We start from the raw sequence: 13,872 nt of genomic DNA on the forward strand, positions 1-13,872 counted from the left end.
TTGTGCCTATGAATGCCGCCGCTAACACCCCTTGGTATCGCCAGTTTTGGCCGTGGTTCTTAATTGTACTGCCAGGCGCTGTCGTGGTGGCGGGGCTGTCCACCGTCGCCATTTCGATGAAGCACGCCGATAACCTGGTTGCCGACGATTACTACAAAGAAGGTTTGGCGATTAACCAGCGTTTGTCGCAGGATCGCCGCGCCGCAGAGAGTAATATCTCCGCGGCGATCGATTTTGCTTCGGGTGGCAGTATTCTCCTCGAGCTCTCCGGCAATACCGTGTCATGGCCAGACCATGTGCAGTTGCTGTTACAACACCCGACCAGCCAGGAGCTTGATCACAGTGTGGTGTTGTCTCGTGAGTCTCAGGGCGGCTATCGCGTTGATGTCGACACGCTTCCGCAGGGACGTTGGTATCTGACCTTACAGAGTGTCGGTTTGCCCGAGGCGGAAAGTTGGCGCTTAAAGGGAGAGGTCGATCTGAATAGCCGGCGGGAAGCCCTCTTGGTGAGCCGTATCGGTGGCTGAGACAAGCTGCTTTCATTGCGGTGAGCCGTTGCCAGCGAAAGGCCGCTACAGCTTAATTATCGATGGCCAAGAGCGGTTGATGTGCTGCCCGGCCTGCGTCGCAGTGTCGGAGTGCATATTGGGAGCGGGTCTGGACGACTACTACCGCATGCGGGACCAGCAAGCTAACCGCCCTGCGGCCAGCGCTGAAGATTATCTGCAATACGATTCTCCCGCCGTATTCGAGCAGTTCTCCCACGCCGATGGTGAATGTTGGCAGAGCCAGCTCAGTGTCAGTGATATGCATTGTGCGGCCTGCGCCTGGTTAATCGAAAATCGCCTCGGTGCAATCGATGGTGTCAACGCAGTCCGTGTCAATTTGCAGCGCGGCATGGCAACAGTAGAGTGGTGTCCCGCCCAGGTTCAGCTCAGCGAGATTTTTGCGTCGGTTCATCAGCTCGGCTACGGCGTTCAAGCCTGGTCTGCTGAGGCCCATCTCCAGCAACTGCAAGAAGGACAGAAAAGCCTGTTAAGGCGCCTTGGTTTGGCTGGCGTGGCGATGATGCAGTTAATGATGACTGCCATCGCACTTTACGCTGGCGACTTTCAAGGCATCGACACCGATATCCGTCAATTGCTGCGTTGGTTTAGTTTGGCGATTGCCACGCCAGTGATTTTGTATTCCGCACAACCGTTTTTTTCCGGCGCGTGGCGGGGTCTCAAGGCAGGCCGAGCGGGCATGGATGTGCCGGTTTCTATCGCTATGCTCGCCGCCTATGGTGCCAGCCTAAGGGCGACGGTAAGCGGGGAAGGTCACGTCTATTTCGATACGGTGAGCATGTTTTGCTTTTTCTTGCTGCTCAGCCGCTACCTGCAAAATGCGGTGCAGTTGCGCCGCGAATCCTCGATTCGACCACTACTTCCCCTCACAGCAAGGAAAGTTGCGCCCGACGGTGCAAACCAGTGGGTGGCGCTGTCGGCACTCCAGGATGGCGATGAGCTGCTGGTGCAGCCCGGTGAGCTGGTGCCCGTGGATGGTGTGGTCGTCAGCGGGCAGAGTAGTGTTGAGGATAGCGCCTTCACCGGCGAGTTTATGCCGCGCAGTAAAGTGCCCGGCGATACCGTACTGGCGGGTAGCCACAATATTGATGGCAGCTTGTGTCTTCGCCTTCAGGGCCACCCAGAGCAAAGTCGCTTGTCGCAAATTGATCAGTTGCTCGACAGTGCGCGCCTTGCTAAACCCCCGATAGCAGAGCTCGCCGACCGGATCAGTGGCTACTTCACCTTGTTTGTGTTGTTCTGCGCAGCGGCGGCCTATACCTATTGGTCTTTCAACCCTGGCCACAGTGCTTTTCTCACCGCACTTGCGGTGTTGGTGGTGAGTTGCCCCTGTGCATTATCGCTGGCTACCCCCAGCAGTTATTCTGCGGCGGTCAGCGGCCTGCGTCGCCGCGGAGCCTTGGTTGCCAATGCGGCGGTGCTTGAGAATTTGGCAGGCATCAGCCATGTTATTTTTGATAAAACCGGCACGCTTACCGAGGGTCGTCCTCGCCTGTTGAAAGTGGAACTTGCCGGCGAGTTAGACGAATGCCAGGCACTGAGTATTGCCGCCGCACTTGAAGCCCCATCCAGCCACCCGATTGCGCAGGCTTTTTCAGTCGATGCCCTCGGTGCTGCGGGGTACGCACTGAAAGCGCTGGCGCCCAGTCAGCTCGATTTGCAGGCCGGGCAGGGAATTAGCGCCGTTATTGATGGCGACAGCTATAAAATTGGCCGACGTGAGTTTTGCGGCCTTGCCGAGCAAGGTGACAGCGATGAGCTGATGACTGTGTACCTTGCTAAAAACGGAAAACTTGCGGCGCGTTTTTTCCTTGAAGACACTCTGCGTGATGGCGCTGCGCAGGCGCTGGCCTTTTTAAAGCAGCGCGGTGTGCGCAGTGTGTTGTTAAGCGGTGACAGCTCTGATCAAGTCGCCGTTCTCGCCAACGCTTTGGGCTTTGATGAGTATCAAGCGGGCTGCACGGCTGCCGATAAACTGGCCCGTATTAGCTCACTGCAGGCAATGGGCGGCACGGTACTTATGGTCGGTGACGGCGTTAATGATGCGCCGGTTATTGCCGCCGCCGATGTCTCAGTCGCGATGGCGGGGGCGAGTGACCTGACGCGCTCCTGTGCAGATGTGGCGCTATTGAGTGATCGCTTAAGCTTGATCGAGTTGTTGTTTACCAAATCCGCCAAGATGGGGCGTATTCTTCGGCAAAATATATTCTGGGCCTTGCTGTATAACGGCACGGCCTTGCCAGCGGCCGCAGCGGGCTTGGTGCCGCCGTGGTTAGCAGCAATCGGTATGTCGTTGAGCTCGCTGGTCGTGGTGTTAAATGCCCTGCGTTTGGATAGGCAAGAACAACAGCGATCGCTGAATGCTCAGCATGTGGAGTTGGCCAGTGTCTAGTTTATATATTCTACTTCCGGTCGCGTTGGTGTTTTTCGTCGCCATTTGCGCGCTCTTTTTTTGGGCGGTGAATCATCGTCAATTTGACGATCTTGACCGCGAGGCGCAGCGGATTCTCTACGATGACGAACGCCGTAAGAAGCGCGCAGACAAAAACGATGATTGATCCCAGTAACATCAATTACACGGCGGCGTTTATGCTCGGCTTGATGGGCAGCCCGCACTGCTTGGGAATGTGCGGTGCCATCAGCGCGCTTAGCGCGGCGTCCAGCGCGGGGCGATCGCCAACCTTAATGCTGGGCTTTCAATTTGGTCGAATCAGCAGCTACGCCCTCATTGGCGCGATCGGCGGCGGTATTGCCGCGTGGCTTGGCGCGGAGTTTATGGTCGTTGGCAAGGCGTTGCGATTATTGGCGAGCGTGCTACTGATTATGGTCGCCGTCGCACTGGCAGGCTGGTGGCGGGGCGGTGGCCTTATTGAACGCGGCGGCGCGAAAATTTGGCGTCGTATCCAGCCGCTTACCGTGAAACTACTGCCGGCTGACCGTTTGCCCAAAGCGCTGGCGCTGGGTGTACTGTGGGGCTTTTTGCCCTGTGGGCTGATATACAGCAGCCTGGCGTGGGCCAGTACCAGTGGCAGCGCGTCGCAGGCGGCGGCACTGATGTTTTTCTTTGGCCTGGGCACGCTTCCGGCGATGTTGGCAGTCAGTGCCGCGCAGCGCAGTGCACTGGCATGGCTGCGCAACAGCTTCTTTCGAAATATCGTTGCGGTATTCATGATCCTGTGGGCGGTCTTTTCCGCGTCGACCCTGTTTGGTTCGCACGGTGGTCACTCGGGGGCGACTGATGGTGCTGGCCAGTCAATGGAGCACCATCACCACTGACAATTACTGATCCGCTACGCTGACTGCTCCGTCAGCGCTTGTGCGGTTCGGGATTGGTTGGGGCGGCCCAAGATCCCCGAGATAGCGTTACCCGCATCGATAAGCGCAGACAGGTCAATGCCGTGGTGAATGCCGAGGCCGCTGAGCAGGTACACAACATCCTCACTTGCCACATTGCCCGACGCCCCTTTTGCGTAGGGGCAGCCCCCTAAGCCGGCAACCGAACTATCGATGGTCGCAATGCCGCGCAGCATTGCAGCGTAAATGTTGACCAGCGCCTGACCATAGGTGTCGTGACAATGCACGGCGAGCTGCTCGGGCGATATTTCGGCAAGCAAACAGTCGAGTAAACGGTTCATCGACGCGGGGGTACCCACGCCAATGGTGTCGCCCAGCGATATTTCGTAGCAGCCCATCGCCAGCATTTCCCGGCTCACCTCGAGGACCTTCTGTGGTGAAACGCTGCCGTCGTAAGGGCAGCCGAGCACGCAGGATACATAGCCGCGCACGCGTATTTTGGCGTCGTTGGCCCTTTGCATTACCGCTTCGAAGCGCTTGAGACTGTCGGCAATACTGCAATTGATATTCTTTTGCGAGAAGCCCTCCGATGCAGCGGCAAATACCGCCACTTCTTTTGCCCCAGCGGCGAGCGCGCGGTCGAGTCCCTGCAGGTTGGGCGTCAATGCGCTGTAACAGACTTCGTCGTCGGGAAGGGCGGCAAACACTGCTTCGCTGTTGGCCATTTGCGGCACCCACTTGGGGTTCACGAAGCTACCGGCTTCAATATGCTTGACGCCAGCGTTTGCAAGCCGCTGAATCAAAGCCACTTTGTCGGCAACGCTGATGGCGTGTTTTTCATTCTGTAAGCCGTCGCGGGGGCCGACTTCTACCAGCTTTACGCGATTGGGGAGCATGGCTAGGCCTCCTCGAAACTGAGTAAGCTGGCGCCACCCTCAACCAGGTCACCTTCGCCGAAGTGGAAGCTGGCAACGTGGCCGGCTGATGGCGCGGTCACGCTGTGTTCCATTTTCATGGCTTCCATAATCATCAGTACATCGCCCTGTTGGACTGACTGCATGGGCTCTACCAGTAGACTGACGATGCGCCCATTCATCGGTGCTAACAGCCCGCCATGTTGCTCGTCGCTGGCACTTTGATAGCGATGGGGCTCACAGCGCAATGCCTGGCCACGTTCGGTGAACAACAGGCAGTCCTCTTTAGTGCTGCGCCGCAGCTGTTTTCGACAACCATTGATCTCCACCGTAACGCTGTTGCCATTGAGGTTGCCGTTCACGTGGAAGCGCTGGCCATCGATGGTTAAGGCCCAGCCATCACTGAGGTGGCTGACGCCAACATTGACTCGCTGCCCGTCGATCGTTAACGCGAGTTCACGTGAGCGGGATAGGTTCAAGCGCCAACTGTCCTGTTTCCAGGGTGAGTCGCTACTGCACTGAGTGCTTTCGCAAAGCAGGTAGTGGAGAGCGGCTAGGGCGTGCAGATGGGGCTGTTGCTCCGCTTGACGCTGTTGCTCGTCGCGGCGCATATCGTCGTAGTGTTTGTCGATGAAGCCGGTGTCAAAGTCAGCGGCTTCAAAGGCAGTGTGGCTGGCCAGTTGATACAGGAAGTCTCTGTTCGTGGTCAGGCCATCAATATGACATTCACACAGTGCCTGTTGTAAGCGTTTGAGCGCACGCTCGCGGTCTTCATCCCACACGACCAATTTGGCGATCATGGGGTCGTAGTACATGCTGATGGTATCACCAGCGATGACCCCTGAGTCGACGCGAGTATGGGCGTTTTCAGTGGGAAAGTGCAGGGTGCTCAAGCGTCCCGTCTGCGGCAAGAACTGTTGCTCGGGGTCTTCGGCGTAGAGCCTGGCTTCAAAGGCGTGTCCGCGAATTTGCAGCTCCTGTTGTTGGCAGGGCAGTGGCTCACCGCTGGCGACCAGAAGCTGCCACTCCACCAAGTCCTGGCCGCTGATCATTTCAGTGACAGGGTGTTCTACCTGCAGGCGGGTATTCATTTCCATAAAATAGAAACTGTTGTCGCTGTTAAGCAGAAACTCCACCGTACCCGCGCCGCAGTAGCCAATCGCTTTTGCGGCCTGCACGGCGGCGTCGCCCATCGCCTCACGCAGTGACGCGCTCATGCCTGGGGCCGGCGCCTCTTCAATGACTTTCTGGTGGCGGCGTTGCAGCGAGCAGTCGCGTTCAAACACATGAACGGCATTGCCGTGGCCGTCACAAAATACCTGAATTTCCACGTGGCGAGGGCCGGTGAGGTATTTTTCCACCAGCATTTTGTCATCGCCAAATGCATTGATGGCCTCGCGGCGGGTGGCCGCCAAAGCGCTGTCAAAGTCCTCGGCTTGCCAGATAATGCGCATGCCTTTACCGCCGCCACCGGCGCTGGCCTTGAGTAGCACCGGGTAGCCAATATCGGCCGCCGCCTGTTTTAGCAGCGCGTCGTCCTGGTCGTCCCCGTGGTAGCCTGGCAGCAGCGGCACGGCGGCCTCGCTCATAATCGCCTTCGCTGCCGACTTGGAACCCATGGCCTCAATCGCGCTGACAGGCGGCCCAATAAAGACGATGCCAGCGGCATCACATGCTCGACAGAAGTCAGCGTTTTCCGACAGAAAACCGTAGCCGGGGTGGACGGCTTCGGCGCCGCTGCGCTGTGCGACGTCGAGAATTTTGTCAGCGCAGAGGTAAGACTCAGTCGCGGCTGAAGGGCCGATATAGTAGGCCTCATCGGCCTGGGCAACGTGCTGGGCGTTGCGGTCGGCATCGCTGTATACGGCAACGGTTGCCACGCCCAGGCGTTTGGCTGTGGCGATGACCCGACAAGCGATTTCGCCGCGGTTGGCGATCAGGATTTTATTGAACATTTTACTCTCCGCTATGCCAAGCAGCTTGGCGTTTTTCCAGGAAGGCGGTCAGGCCCTCTTGCCCCTCGGGGGAGACGCGAATATCGGCGATGCGCTGACAGCTATCTTCGATCAGCGCGCTATTGGTTTCGCAATTTTGATAGTCCAACACTAGCTGTTTTGCCGCCCGCATGGCGCAGGGGCCATTGGCGAGCAGCTGTGTAACCAGTTGATCCAGACGGTCGTCGAGCTGCTCGTCATCGACACACTCACTCAGCAGCCCGAGTTCGGTGGCGGTGTTGGCATCAAATCGCTCGGCGCTAAGAAAGTAGCGTCGCGCGGCGCGCCCACCGATAGCATTGATCACATAGGGGCTGATGGTCGCGGGGATCAGGCCAATCTTTACTTCGCTCAGGCAGAAGCTTGCTCGCGTATTTCCAATCGCCATATCGCAGCAGCTGACCAGGCCGACACCGCCGCCAAAGGCCGCGCCGTTTACCCGGGCGATGGTCGGATGGGGGAAGCCGTTCAGCGCATCTAGCAGGGCCGCTAATGCGCGGGCGTCGCGCAGATTTTCCTCTACGCTGTAGTTGGCCATGCGCCGCATCCAGTTGGCATCGGCACCGGCAGAAAAGCTCTTCCCGTTGGCGGCTAATATCAACAAGCGCACCGCGGGGTTGGCCGCCAGCGTCGTCAGTGCGGCATGTATCTCTGCGATAAGGCTATCGTCAAAGGCGTTGTGAAGTGCTGGCCGGTTAAGCGTAAGAGTCGCGACGCCGCGTTGGTCGACGTCGCAGATAAGGGTCGCATCTGTCATGGGCTGCACTCCTACATCCGGAAGACGCCGAAGCGGCTGTCGTCGATGGTTTTATTTAAGCTGGCAGACAAACTCATGCCCAGCACACGGCGGGTATCCGCAGGGTCGATAACGCCGTCATCCCACAATCGTGCCGAGGCATAGAAGGGATGGCTCTGCTCGGCAAATTTATCCAGGATCGGCTGTTTGAAGGCCTGCTCCTGTTCATCGCTCCAGCTCTCGCCCTGGCGTTGGTATTGCGCGCGTTTAATGTCGGCCAGTACACCGGCCGCTTGTTCGCCGCCCATCACGCCGATTCGCGCGTTGGGCCACATATACATAAAGCGCGGCTCATACGCGCGGCCACACATACCGTAATTGCCCGCTCCGTAGGAGCCGCCGATAACGACGGTGAATTTTGGAACCTGGGCGCAGGCGACTGCCATCACCATTTTGGCGCCGTGACGAGCAATGCCGCCGGCTTCGTACTGCTTTCCTACCATAAAGCCGGTGATGTTCTGCAGGAATATCAGCGGGATCTTGCGCTGTGCACACAGCTCGATAAAGTGGGCGCCCTTTTGTGCAGATTCACTGAACAGAATGCCATTGTTCGCGACGATGCCCACCGGGTAGCCGTATAGCCGCGCGAAGCCACAGACCAAACTGCTGCCAAACAGCGCCTTAAATTCGTCGAAGTCGGAGCCGTCAACAATACGCGCGATCACTTCGCGCACATCGAAGGGCTTGCGGCTATCGTTGGGAATAACGCCGTAGAGTTCATCGGCGGCGTAGAGCGGTGCTTTGGTTTCGCATTGCTCCAGCTGTTGCGGCTTTTGGCGATTGAGCTTTGAGACGGCCTGTCGGGCCAGCTGCAGGGCATGCTCATCGTTTTCCGCGTAGTGATCAGCAACGCCCGACTCGCGGCAATGCACGTCGGCGCCGCCAAGCTCTTCGGCCGTGACCACTTCCCCCGTTGCCGCCTTTACCAGCGGAGGGCCAGCCAGAAAGATGGTGCCCTGCTGTTTAACAATAATGGTCTCGTCAGCCATGGCAGGCACATAGGCGCCGCCGGCAGTACAGGAGCCCATCACCACGGCGATTTGAGGAATATTCTTCGCCGACATATTCGCCTGGTTATAGAAAATACGGCCGAAGTGTTCGCGGTCTGGAAAAACCTCATCCTGGCGGGGCAGGTTGGCACCGCCGGAGTCCACCAGATAGATGCAGGGTAAGTGGTTTTGTTCGGCGATCGTCTGCGCGCGCAGGTGCTTTTTGACAGACAGGGGGTAATAGGAGCCGCCTTTAACCGTGGCATCATTGGCGACAATCATACATTCGATGCCGCAAACCTGCCCGATACCGGCGATGACGCCCGCCGCAGGCACGGACTCGCCGTAGACTCCTTCAGCCGCCAGCTGAGCGATTTCCAAAAAGGCGGCGCCGGGGTCCAGCAGGGCGTCGATGCGCTCGCGGGCCAGCATTTTTCCGCGTTGGTGATGGCGCTCACGCGCTTTTTCACCACCGCCCTGGGCAATTTCTTCCGACTTGTTGCGAAGTGCCTCGACCTCTTTGGCCAGGGCCTGGTAGTTTTCCTGAAACTCAGCGCTGTGTTTGTCGACACGGGTGTTAAGCACGGTCATAGCAGGTCTCCAATCACTTAGCGGGTTTCGTTAAACAGTTCTCGACCGATCAGCATACGGCGAACCTCAGAGGTGCCTGCGCCAATCTCGTAAAGCTTGGCATCGCGAAGTAGGCGGCCTGTCGGGTAGTCGTTGATGTAGCCGTTGCCGCCGAGAGTTTGAATGGCTTGCAGAGCCATTTGTGTGGCCTTTTCAGCGGTATACAGAATGACGGCGGCGGCGTCTTTGCGGGTTTCTTCTCGGCGATCACAGCTTTTTGCGACAGTGTACAAATAGGCCCGGCTGGCATTGAGATCGCAGTACATGTCGGCGACCTTGCCCTGCATTAACTGAAACTCGCCAATGCTCTGGCCGAATTGGGTGCGCTCGTGTAAGTAGGGCACCACGACGTCCATGCAAGCCAGCATAATCCCCGTGGGCCCGCCAGACAGCACCGTGCGCTCGAAGTCCAGGCCGCTCATCAAAATGCGCGCGCCGTCGCCCTCATTGCCCATGAGGTTTTCTGCAGGGACCTCACAGTCCTGGAATACCAGCTCGCAGGTATTTGAGCCGCGCATACCTAGCTTGTCGAGTTTGGGGGAGCGGGAGAAGCCCGGGAAATCGCGTTCGACAATAAAGGCACTGATTCCCTTGGAGCCGCCCTGTGGATCAGTTTTGGCATAGATCACATAGGTGTGAGCGTCGGGGCCGTTGGTGATCCACATTTTGTTGCCGTTGAGGATATAGCGGTCACCTTTTTTCTCTGCCCGGAGTTTCATGCTCACCACATCCGAGCCGGCGTTGGGTTCTGACATCGCCAGCGCGCCGATATGCTCGCCGCTGCATAGCTTGGGCAGATACTTCTCGCGCTGTGCCGCGTTGCCGTTTTTAAAGATCTGGTTTACGCACAAATTGGAATGCGCGCCGTAGGACAAGCCCACAGAGGCCGAGGCGCGGCTGATCTCTTCCATCGCCACAACGTGCGCCAGGTAGCCCATATCGCTGCCGCCGTATTCTTCGCTGACGGTGATACCCAGCAGGCCCAGGTCGCCGAATTTACGCCACAGATCCAAGGGGAACTGGTTGTCCTTGTCTATGCTCTCTGCACGCGGGGCAATTTCGGCCTGTGCAAAGCGATAAACCGTTTCTCGGAGCATATCGATGTCTTCGCCGAGGTCGAAGTTAAGGCTGGGGTAGGCGGTGCTCATATCAGGGCTCCTTAGCAGTGATGCTCTGGTCAGGCGAGGCGTTGTCTAAAGCGTCAAGGCATCGCGTCTCTGCGGCATCGAGTTCTTGTAATAGGGTTTGAATATCGTTGAGTTGTTGCTCTAGCTGCTGGCGCTTTTCGCGAATTTTGTCGATCAGTCTTTGCAACTGCGGGCTGTTGTCGCGCTGGGGGGCGTACATTTCAATAATGTCGCGGCTCTCCTCCAGTGACAGGCCTAGCCGTTTACCGCGCAGAATCAGTTTCAGCTTGGTGCGGTCAGCGCTGCTATACACTCGCGTTTGGCCCCTGCGTATGGGGCGCAGGAGCCCCTTCTCTTCGTAGAAGCGAATACTGCGGGTGGTAATGTCAAACTCCGAGGCGAGGTCGGAGATGCTGTACTGTTGCGTCATTTTGAATGGGTTCAGGCGGTTGTGTTGCATGTTATAGATTACGTTTACGTTAACGTCAACTTTTTGTGTCACTTTTTCGCTGTGCTGTAACGAACTGAGCAAAGGGGGGGAGGGAGCCGCCGCTTGTTCGCAAGCAGCGGCGAGGGACCTAGCCTTAATTCAACTGGATTTGGCCAAAGTGGCTAACGCACTGATGTGTTGCGTGACCGACAAGGTCACCGCTGCGCTGAACCCAGACCGTGCGCATGCCCGCTTGGGCGGCGGCGTCGAGCTCTTCAACAATGTCGGACAAAAAGAGCGTTTGCGTGGCTGGTATGTCCAGTGCGCGGCTGATTTCCCGGTAGGAGGCGGCATCGCGTTTGGGGCCGGTGGTCGTGTCGAAGTAGTCACTGAACAGCTTGCGAAGGTCACCTGCCTCGCTGTGCCCGAAAAAAAGTTTCTGAGCGAGGATCGAGCCCGAGCTGTAAACATAGAGGGCGATGCCTTGTTTATGCCACTGCGTCAGGGCGGCGACAGCGTCGTTGTAGACATGGGCGCGGAAGTCGCCATTCGCATAGCCGTGCTCCCAGATTAGGCCCTGTAAGCTTTTCAGAGGTGTTATTTTTCGGTCTTCATCTATCCATTGCTCCAGAACACGGATGATGGCCGAGTGGTCATCTGCATTGAGTTTGGCAATGCGGGCGGTTTCTTTAAGTATTCCGCTGACTTTCGGCTCGCGATGGTGCGCGACGACAAAGTCACCCAGATGTTTGCGGGCGTAAGGGAACAGAATTTGGGTAACGAAGTCGATGGCGCTGGTTGTGCCTTCGATGTCGGTGACAATAGCCTTGATCATAGTGTGTCCAGGCGAGAGTAACGCTGGGCAATATCGCTACCAGTGTAGTGCGCCACCCAGCCGTCGGGATTGTTAAAAAATCGAATCGCGAGCAATGCCGGAGTGGGTCCCAGGTCAAACCAGTGTGGGGTGTTTGCCGGGACGCTAATCAGGTCGCCACGCTCGCAAAGCACTTCGTAGACCATGGCACCAATATGCAGTGCAAACAGGCCGCAACCGTCGGCAAAAAAGCGCACCTCGTCTTCGCTGTGGCAGTGCTCGGATAAAAATTTCTCGCGCAGGGCAGCCTTGTCGGGGTGGCTGTTATCAAGACTGATAACGTCGACGCTCTGGTAGCCCTGTTGCGCAACCAGGGCGTCTACCTCGGCTTGATACGTTTTTAACACCGTCTCGGCATCATCACCGGCTTTGACCTCGCTGCGCGTGCGCCACTGTTCAAAGCGCACGCCGAGCGCGGCGAGCTGGTGTTGAATCTCGGCAGCGTCAGTGCTTTGGGTAACGATGTCGTCGCTGTTATCGTCGCGGTACACGCGCAATGCTGTCATGGTGTTGATCCTCGGTTAGCGGCGCAAGCGATGCATTTCCAGCTCGCAGTCCAGCATAAATTCAAGGGCTTCCAGGTGGCGTAAACAGTCGTTCAGGGTTTGCCCCCAGCAGTACAGACCGTGACCTTCTATCAGATAGCCTGGGCACGCTGGGTATTCCTGAAGGTACTGATCTACTTCTATGGCCAACTCGGCGATGTCTTGCGTATTTGCAAAGATCGGAATATCAACCGACGTCGCGTGACTGTCAATGTTGGGAAAAGCCTTTAGCAACTCGTAGTCACGCAGCGTGATTTTGCCGTCGCTGGCGTGGAGCCGCGACAGAATGGTCGCCGTTGCGCTGTGGCAGTGCAGGACCGCGCCGAGGTCTGCGAAGCGGCGGTACAGGGCGGTGTGGAGCAGGGTTTCCGCCGAGGGCTTGCCGTCGCTAAGCGCGGCGCCGTCGAAGTCGACGGCAATAAAGTCGGTGGGGCCGAGCTGGCCTTTGTGTTTACCTGAGGCGGTTACCAGCGCGCTATCACTGTCCAGGCGGAGCGAAAAGTTGCCGCTAGTGGCTGGCACCCAGCCGCGCTGATACAGCTCGGCGCCCGCGGCAGCCAGCGCGATCGCTTTGTCGAAAAAGGTCTTGGTCTTTTTCATGAGGCGCTCCCGGTTGCTGCTTTGTCGAGATGAGCGGCGATGGTGTCTCGCCCTGGCTGATGTATGACACCGTGTTCGGTCACGATGGCATCAATGAGTGACGCGGGCGTGACATCGAAGGCCGGGTTGTGTGCCGGGCAACCTTGCGGCGCAATGGCAGTGCCTTGGCTGTGAGTGATCTCCGAGGCGCTGCGCTGCTCGATGGGGATGTCAGCGCCATCCATCGTGCGGTCAAAGGTGCTCGTTGGCGCGGCCACCATCATCTTTACGCCGTGGTGACGCGCGATAATGGCGAGGTTGTAGGTGCCGATTTTGTTGGCGACATCGCCATTGGCGGCGACGCGGTCGGCCCCGACAATGACCCAGCTGGGTGTCAATTCGCGCATTAATTGAGCGGCTGCACCCTCGGTTGCCAGCGTTACCGGGATAGCGTCTTGCATGAGTTCCCAGCTGGTTAATCTGGCACCCTGCATCCACGGCCGGGTTTCTCCGGCAATCACGCCGCGGAGAGTGCCTTCACGCCATGCAGAGCGAATGACGCCGAGCGCTGTACCGTAGCCGCCGGTCGCCAACGCGCCGGCATTACAGTGGGTATACACCAGGCTATCGGGCTCGATTAATGTCGCGCCGTGGTCGCCGATGCGCCGGTTAATATCGATGTCTTCCTGGTGGATTTGCTGGGCCAATGCCAGCATCGCCGATCCAAGGCCCGGGCCGTTGCCGTACTGTTCCACGACGAGATCGCAACGTTGCAGCGCCCAAAACAGGTTCACGGCAGTGGGGCGACTGTCTGCCAGGGCCTGGCGAGGTGCCGCTAAGGCGTTTGTCCAAGCGGCAACACTGGGCTGCTCACCACATTGTCTACACGCCAATGCCATGCCGTAGGCGGCGGTAATGCCGATGGCCGGTGCGCCGCGTACGACCATGTCGCGTATTGCGTGGGCAACGTCTTCAGCACGGTCGTAGCTCAAGTAGGCGCAGGTATTGGGCAGTGCGCGTTGATCGAGTAGTTCTAGCTGGTTGTTGTTCCAGCGGATAGCATCTGGCGTAGACACGGCAAGCCTCCGTTTTTGGGGGCGCCATTATAAGGCAGGGCGTTCTCCGCTGATAGCG

Annotated in this window: 14 protein-coding genes; 4 read left to right on the top strand and 10 right to left on the bottom strand. The window is 58.0% G+C overall.

Annotated features, from left to right (window positions below):
* The first annotated feature begins 8 nt into the window (after window positions 1–8).
* The 4 genes from B3K78_RS04720 to B3K78_RS04735 are packed head-to-tail and all read left to right on the top strand — an operon-like array spanning window position 9 to window position 3,842.
* Window positions 9–527, top strand: a complete 519-nt coding sequence (locus B3K78_RS04720; RefSeq protein ID WP_286694512.1) for a FixH family protein — start codon at window positions 9–11, stop codon at window positions 525–527.
* Complete coding sequence (locus B3K78_RS04725) at window positions 520–2,958, top strand: heavy metal translocating P-type ATPase (protein WP_286694513.1); 2,439 nt, start codon at window positions 520–522, stop codon at window positions 2,956–2,958. The genes B3K78_RS04720 and B3K78_RS04725 overlap by 8 nt, the downstream gene beginning before the upstream one ends.
* A complete protein-coding gene (gene ccoS, locus B3K78_RS04730; RefSeq protein ID WP_204995289.1) occupies window positions 2,951–3,124 on the top strand; it encodes a cbb3-type cytochrome oxidase assembly protein CcoS in 174 nt (57 codons plus the stop codon). The genes B3K78_RS04725 and ccoS overlap by 8 nt, the downstream gene beginning before the upstream one ends.
* Window positions 3,117–3,842: a sulfite exporter TauE/SafE family protein gene (locus B3K78_RS04735; RefSeq protein ID WP_286694514.1), complete on the top strand. Its 726-nt coding sequence runs from the start codon at window positions 3,117–3,119 to the stop codon at window positions 3,840–3,842. The genes ccoS and B3K78_RS04735 overlap by 8 nt, the downstream gene beginning before the upstream one ends.
* Window positions 3,843–3,856: 14 nt before the next feature.
* Here B3K78_RS04735 and B3K78_RS04740 read toward each other — a convergent pair whose 3' ends face one another.
* The 10 genes from B3K78_RS04740 to mtnA all read right to left on the bottom strand — a co-directional run bounded on the left by B3K78_RS04740 (window position 3,857) and on the right by mtnA (window position 13,814).
* The gene (locus B3K78_RS04740; RefSeq protein WP_286694515.1) at window positions 3,857–4,756 is read right to left on the bottom strand and encodes a hydroxymethylglutaryl-CoA lyase; all 900 of its coding nucleotides are present in this window, start codon (window positions 4,754–4,756) and stop codon (window positions 3,857–3,859) included.
* A gap of 2 nt (window positions 4,757–4,758) precedes the next feature.
* Window positions 4,759–6,729, bottom strand: a complete 1,971-nt coding sequence (locus B3K78_RS04745; RefSeq protein ID WP_286694516.1) for an acetyl/propionyl/methylcrotonyl-CoA carboxylase subunit alpha — start codon at window positions 6,727–6,729, stop codon at window positions 4,759–4,761.
* A gap of 1 nt (window position 6,730) precedes the next feature.
* Complete coding sequence (locus tag B3K78_RS04750; RefSeq protein ID WP_286694517.1) at window positions 6,731–7,525, bottom strand: enoyl-CoA hydratase/isomerase family protein; 795 nt, start codon at window positions 7,523–7,525, stop codon at window positions 6,731–6,733.
* A gap of 11 nt (window positions 7,526–7,536) precedes the next feature.
* A complete protein-coding gene (locus B3K78_RS04755) occupies window positions 7,537–9,144 on the bottom strand; it encodes a carboxyl transferase domain-containing protein (protein WP_204995294.1) in 1,608 nt (535 codons plus the stop codon).
* Between the two features lie 17 nt (window positions 9,145–9,161).
* Entirely contained in the window at window positions 9,162–10,331 is a 1,170-nt protein-coding gene (locus B3K78_RS04760) for an isovaleryl-CoA dehydrogenase (protein ID WP_286694518.1), read from the bottom strand.
* A 1-nt stretch (window position 10,332) separates the two neighbouring features.
* Window positions 10,333–10,812, bottom strand: a complete 480-nt coding sequence (locus B3K78_RS04765; RefSeq protein WP_349676112.1) for a MerR family transcriptional regulator — start codon at window positions 10,810–10,812, stop codon at window positions 10,333–10,335.
* 82 nt (window positions 10,813–10,894) lie between these two features.
* Complete coding sequence (mtnC, locus tag B3K78_RS04770; RefSeq protein WP_286694519.1) at window positions 10,895–11,575, bottom strand: acireductone synthase; 681 nt, start codon at window positions 11,573–11,575, stop codon at window positions 10,895–10,897.
* The gene (locus B3K78_RS04775) at window positions 11,572–12,120 is read right to left on the bottom strand and encodes a 1,2-dihydroxy-3-keto-5-methylthiopentene dioxygenase (protein WP_204995298.1); all 549 of its coding nucleotides are present in this window, start codon (window positions 12,118–12,120) and stop codon (window positions 11,572–11,574) included. Before B3K78_RS04775 ends, mtnC begins: the two co-directional genes overlap by 4 nt.
* A gap of 15 nt (window positions 12,121–12,135) precedes the next feature.
* Entirely contained in the window at window positions 12,136–12,759 is a 624-nt protein-coding gene (locus tag B3K78_RS04780) for a methylthioribulose 1-phosphate dehydratase (RefSeq protein ID WP_204995299.1), read from the bottom strand.
* Window positions 12,756–13,814: an S-methyl-5-thioribose-1-phosphate isomerase gene (gene mtnA / locus B3K78_RS04785; protein WP_286694520.1), complete on the bottom strand. Its 1,059-nt coding sequence runs from the start codon at window positions 13,812–13,814 to the stop codon at window positions 12,756–12,758. The genes B3K78_RS04780 and mtnA overlap by 4 nt, the downstream gene beginning before the upstream one ends.
* Window positions 13,815–13,872: the final 58 nt, after the last annotated feature.

Source organism: Spongiibacter sp. UBA1325 (assembly GCF_002306875.1).
In the GTDB taxonomy this organism is placed as follows: Bacteria; Pseudomonadota; Gammaproteobacteria; order Pseudomonadales; family Spongiibacteraceae; genus Spongiibacter; species Spongiibacter marinus.

Bases quoted from the DNA above. Each gene is read 5' to 3' on its own strand.
- mtnC (WP_286694519.1), bottom strand. From the start codon at position 11,575: ATGATCAAGGCTATTGTCACCGACATCGAAGGCACAACCAGCGCCATC.
- B3K78_RS04735 (WP_286694514.1), top strand. From the start codon at position 3,117: ATGATTGATCCCAGTAACATCAATTACACGGCGGCGTTTATGCTCGGC.
- B3K78_RS04745 (WP_286694516.1), bottom strand. From the start codon at position 6,729: ATGTTCAATAAAATCCTGATCGCCAACCGCGGCGAAATCGCTTGTCGG.
- B3K78_RS04775 (WP_204995298.1), bottom strand. From the start codon at position 12,120: ATGACAGCATTGCGCGTGTACCGCGACGATAACAGCGACGACATCGTT.
- B3K78_RS04780 (WP_204995299.1), bottom strand. From the start codon at position 12,759: ATGAAAAAGACCAAGACCTTTTTCGACAAAGCGATCGCGCTGGCTGCC.
- B3K78_RS04755 (WP_204995294.1), bottom strand. From the start codon at position 9,144: ATGACCGTGCTTAACACCCGTGTCGACAAACACAGCGCTGAGTTTCAG.
- B3K78_RS04750 (WP_286694517.1), bottom strand. From the start codon at position 7,525: ATGACAGATGCGACCCTTATCTGCGACGTCGACCAACGCGGCGTCGCG.
- B3K78_RS04740 (WP_286694515.1), bottom strand. From the start codon at position 4,756: ATGCTCCCCAATCGCGTAAAGCTGGTAGAAGTCGGCCCCCGCGACGGC.
- B3K78_RS04720 (WP_286694512.1), top strand. From the start codon at position 9: ATGAATGCCGCCGCTAACACCCCTTGGTATCGCCAGTTTTGGCCGTGG.
- B3K78_RS04760 (WP_286694518.1), bottom strand. From the start codon at position 10,331: ATGAGCACCGCCTACCCCAGCCTTAACTTCGACCTCGGCGAAGACATC.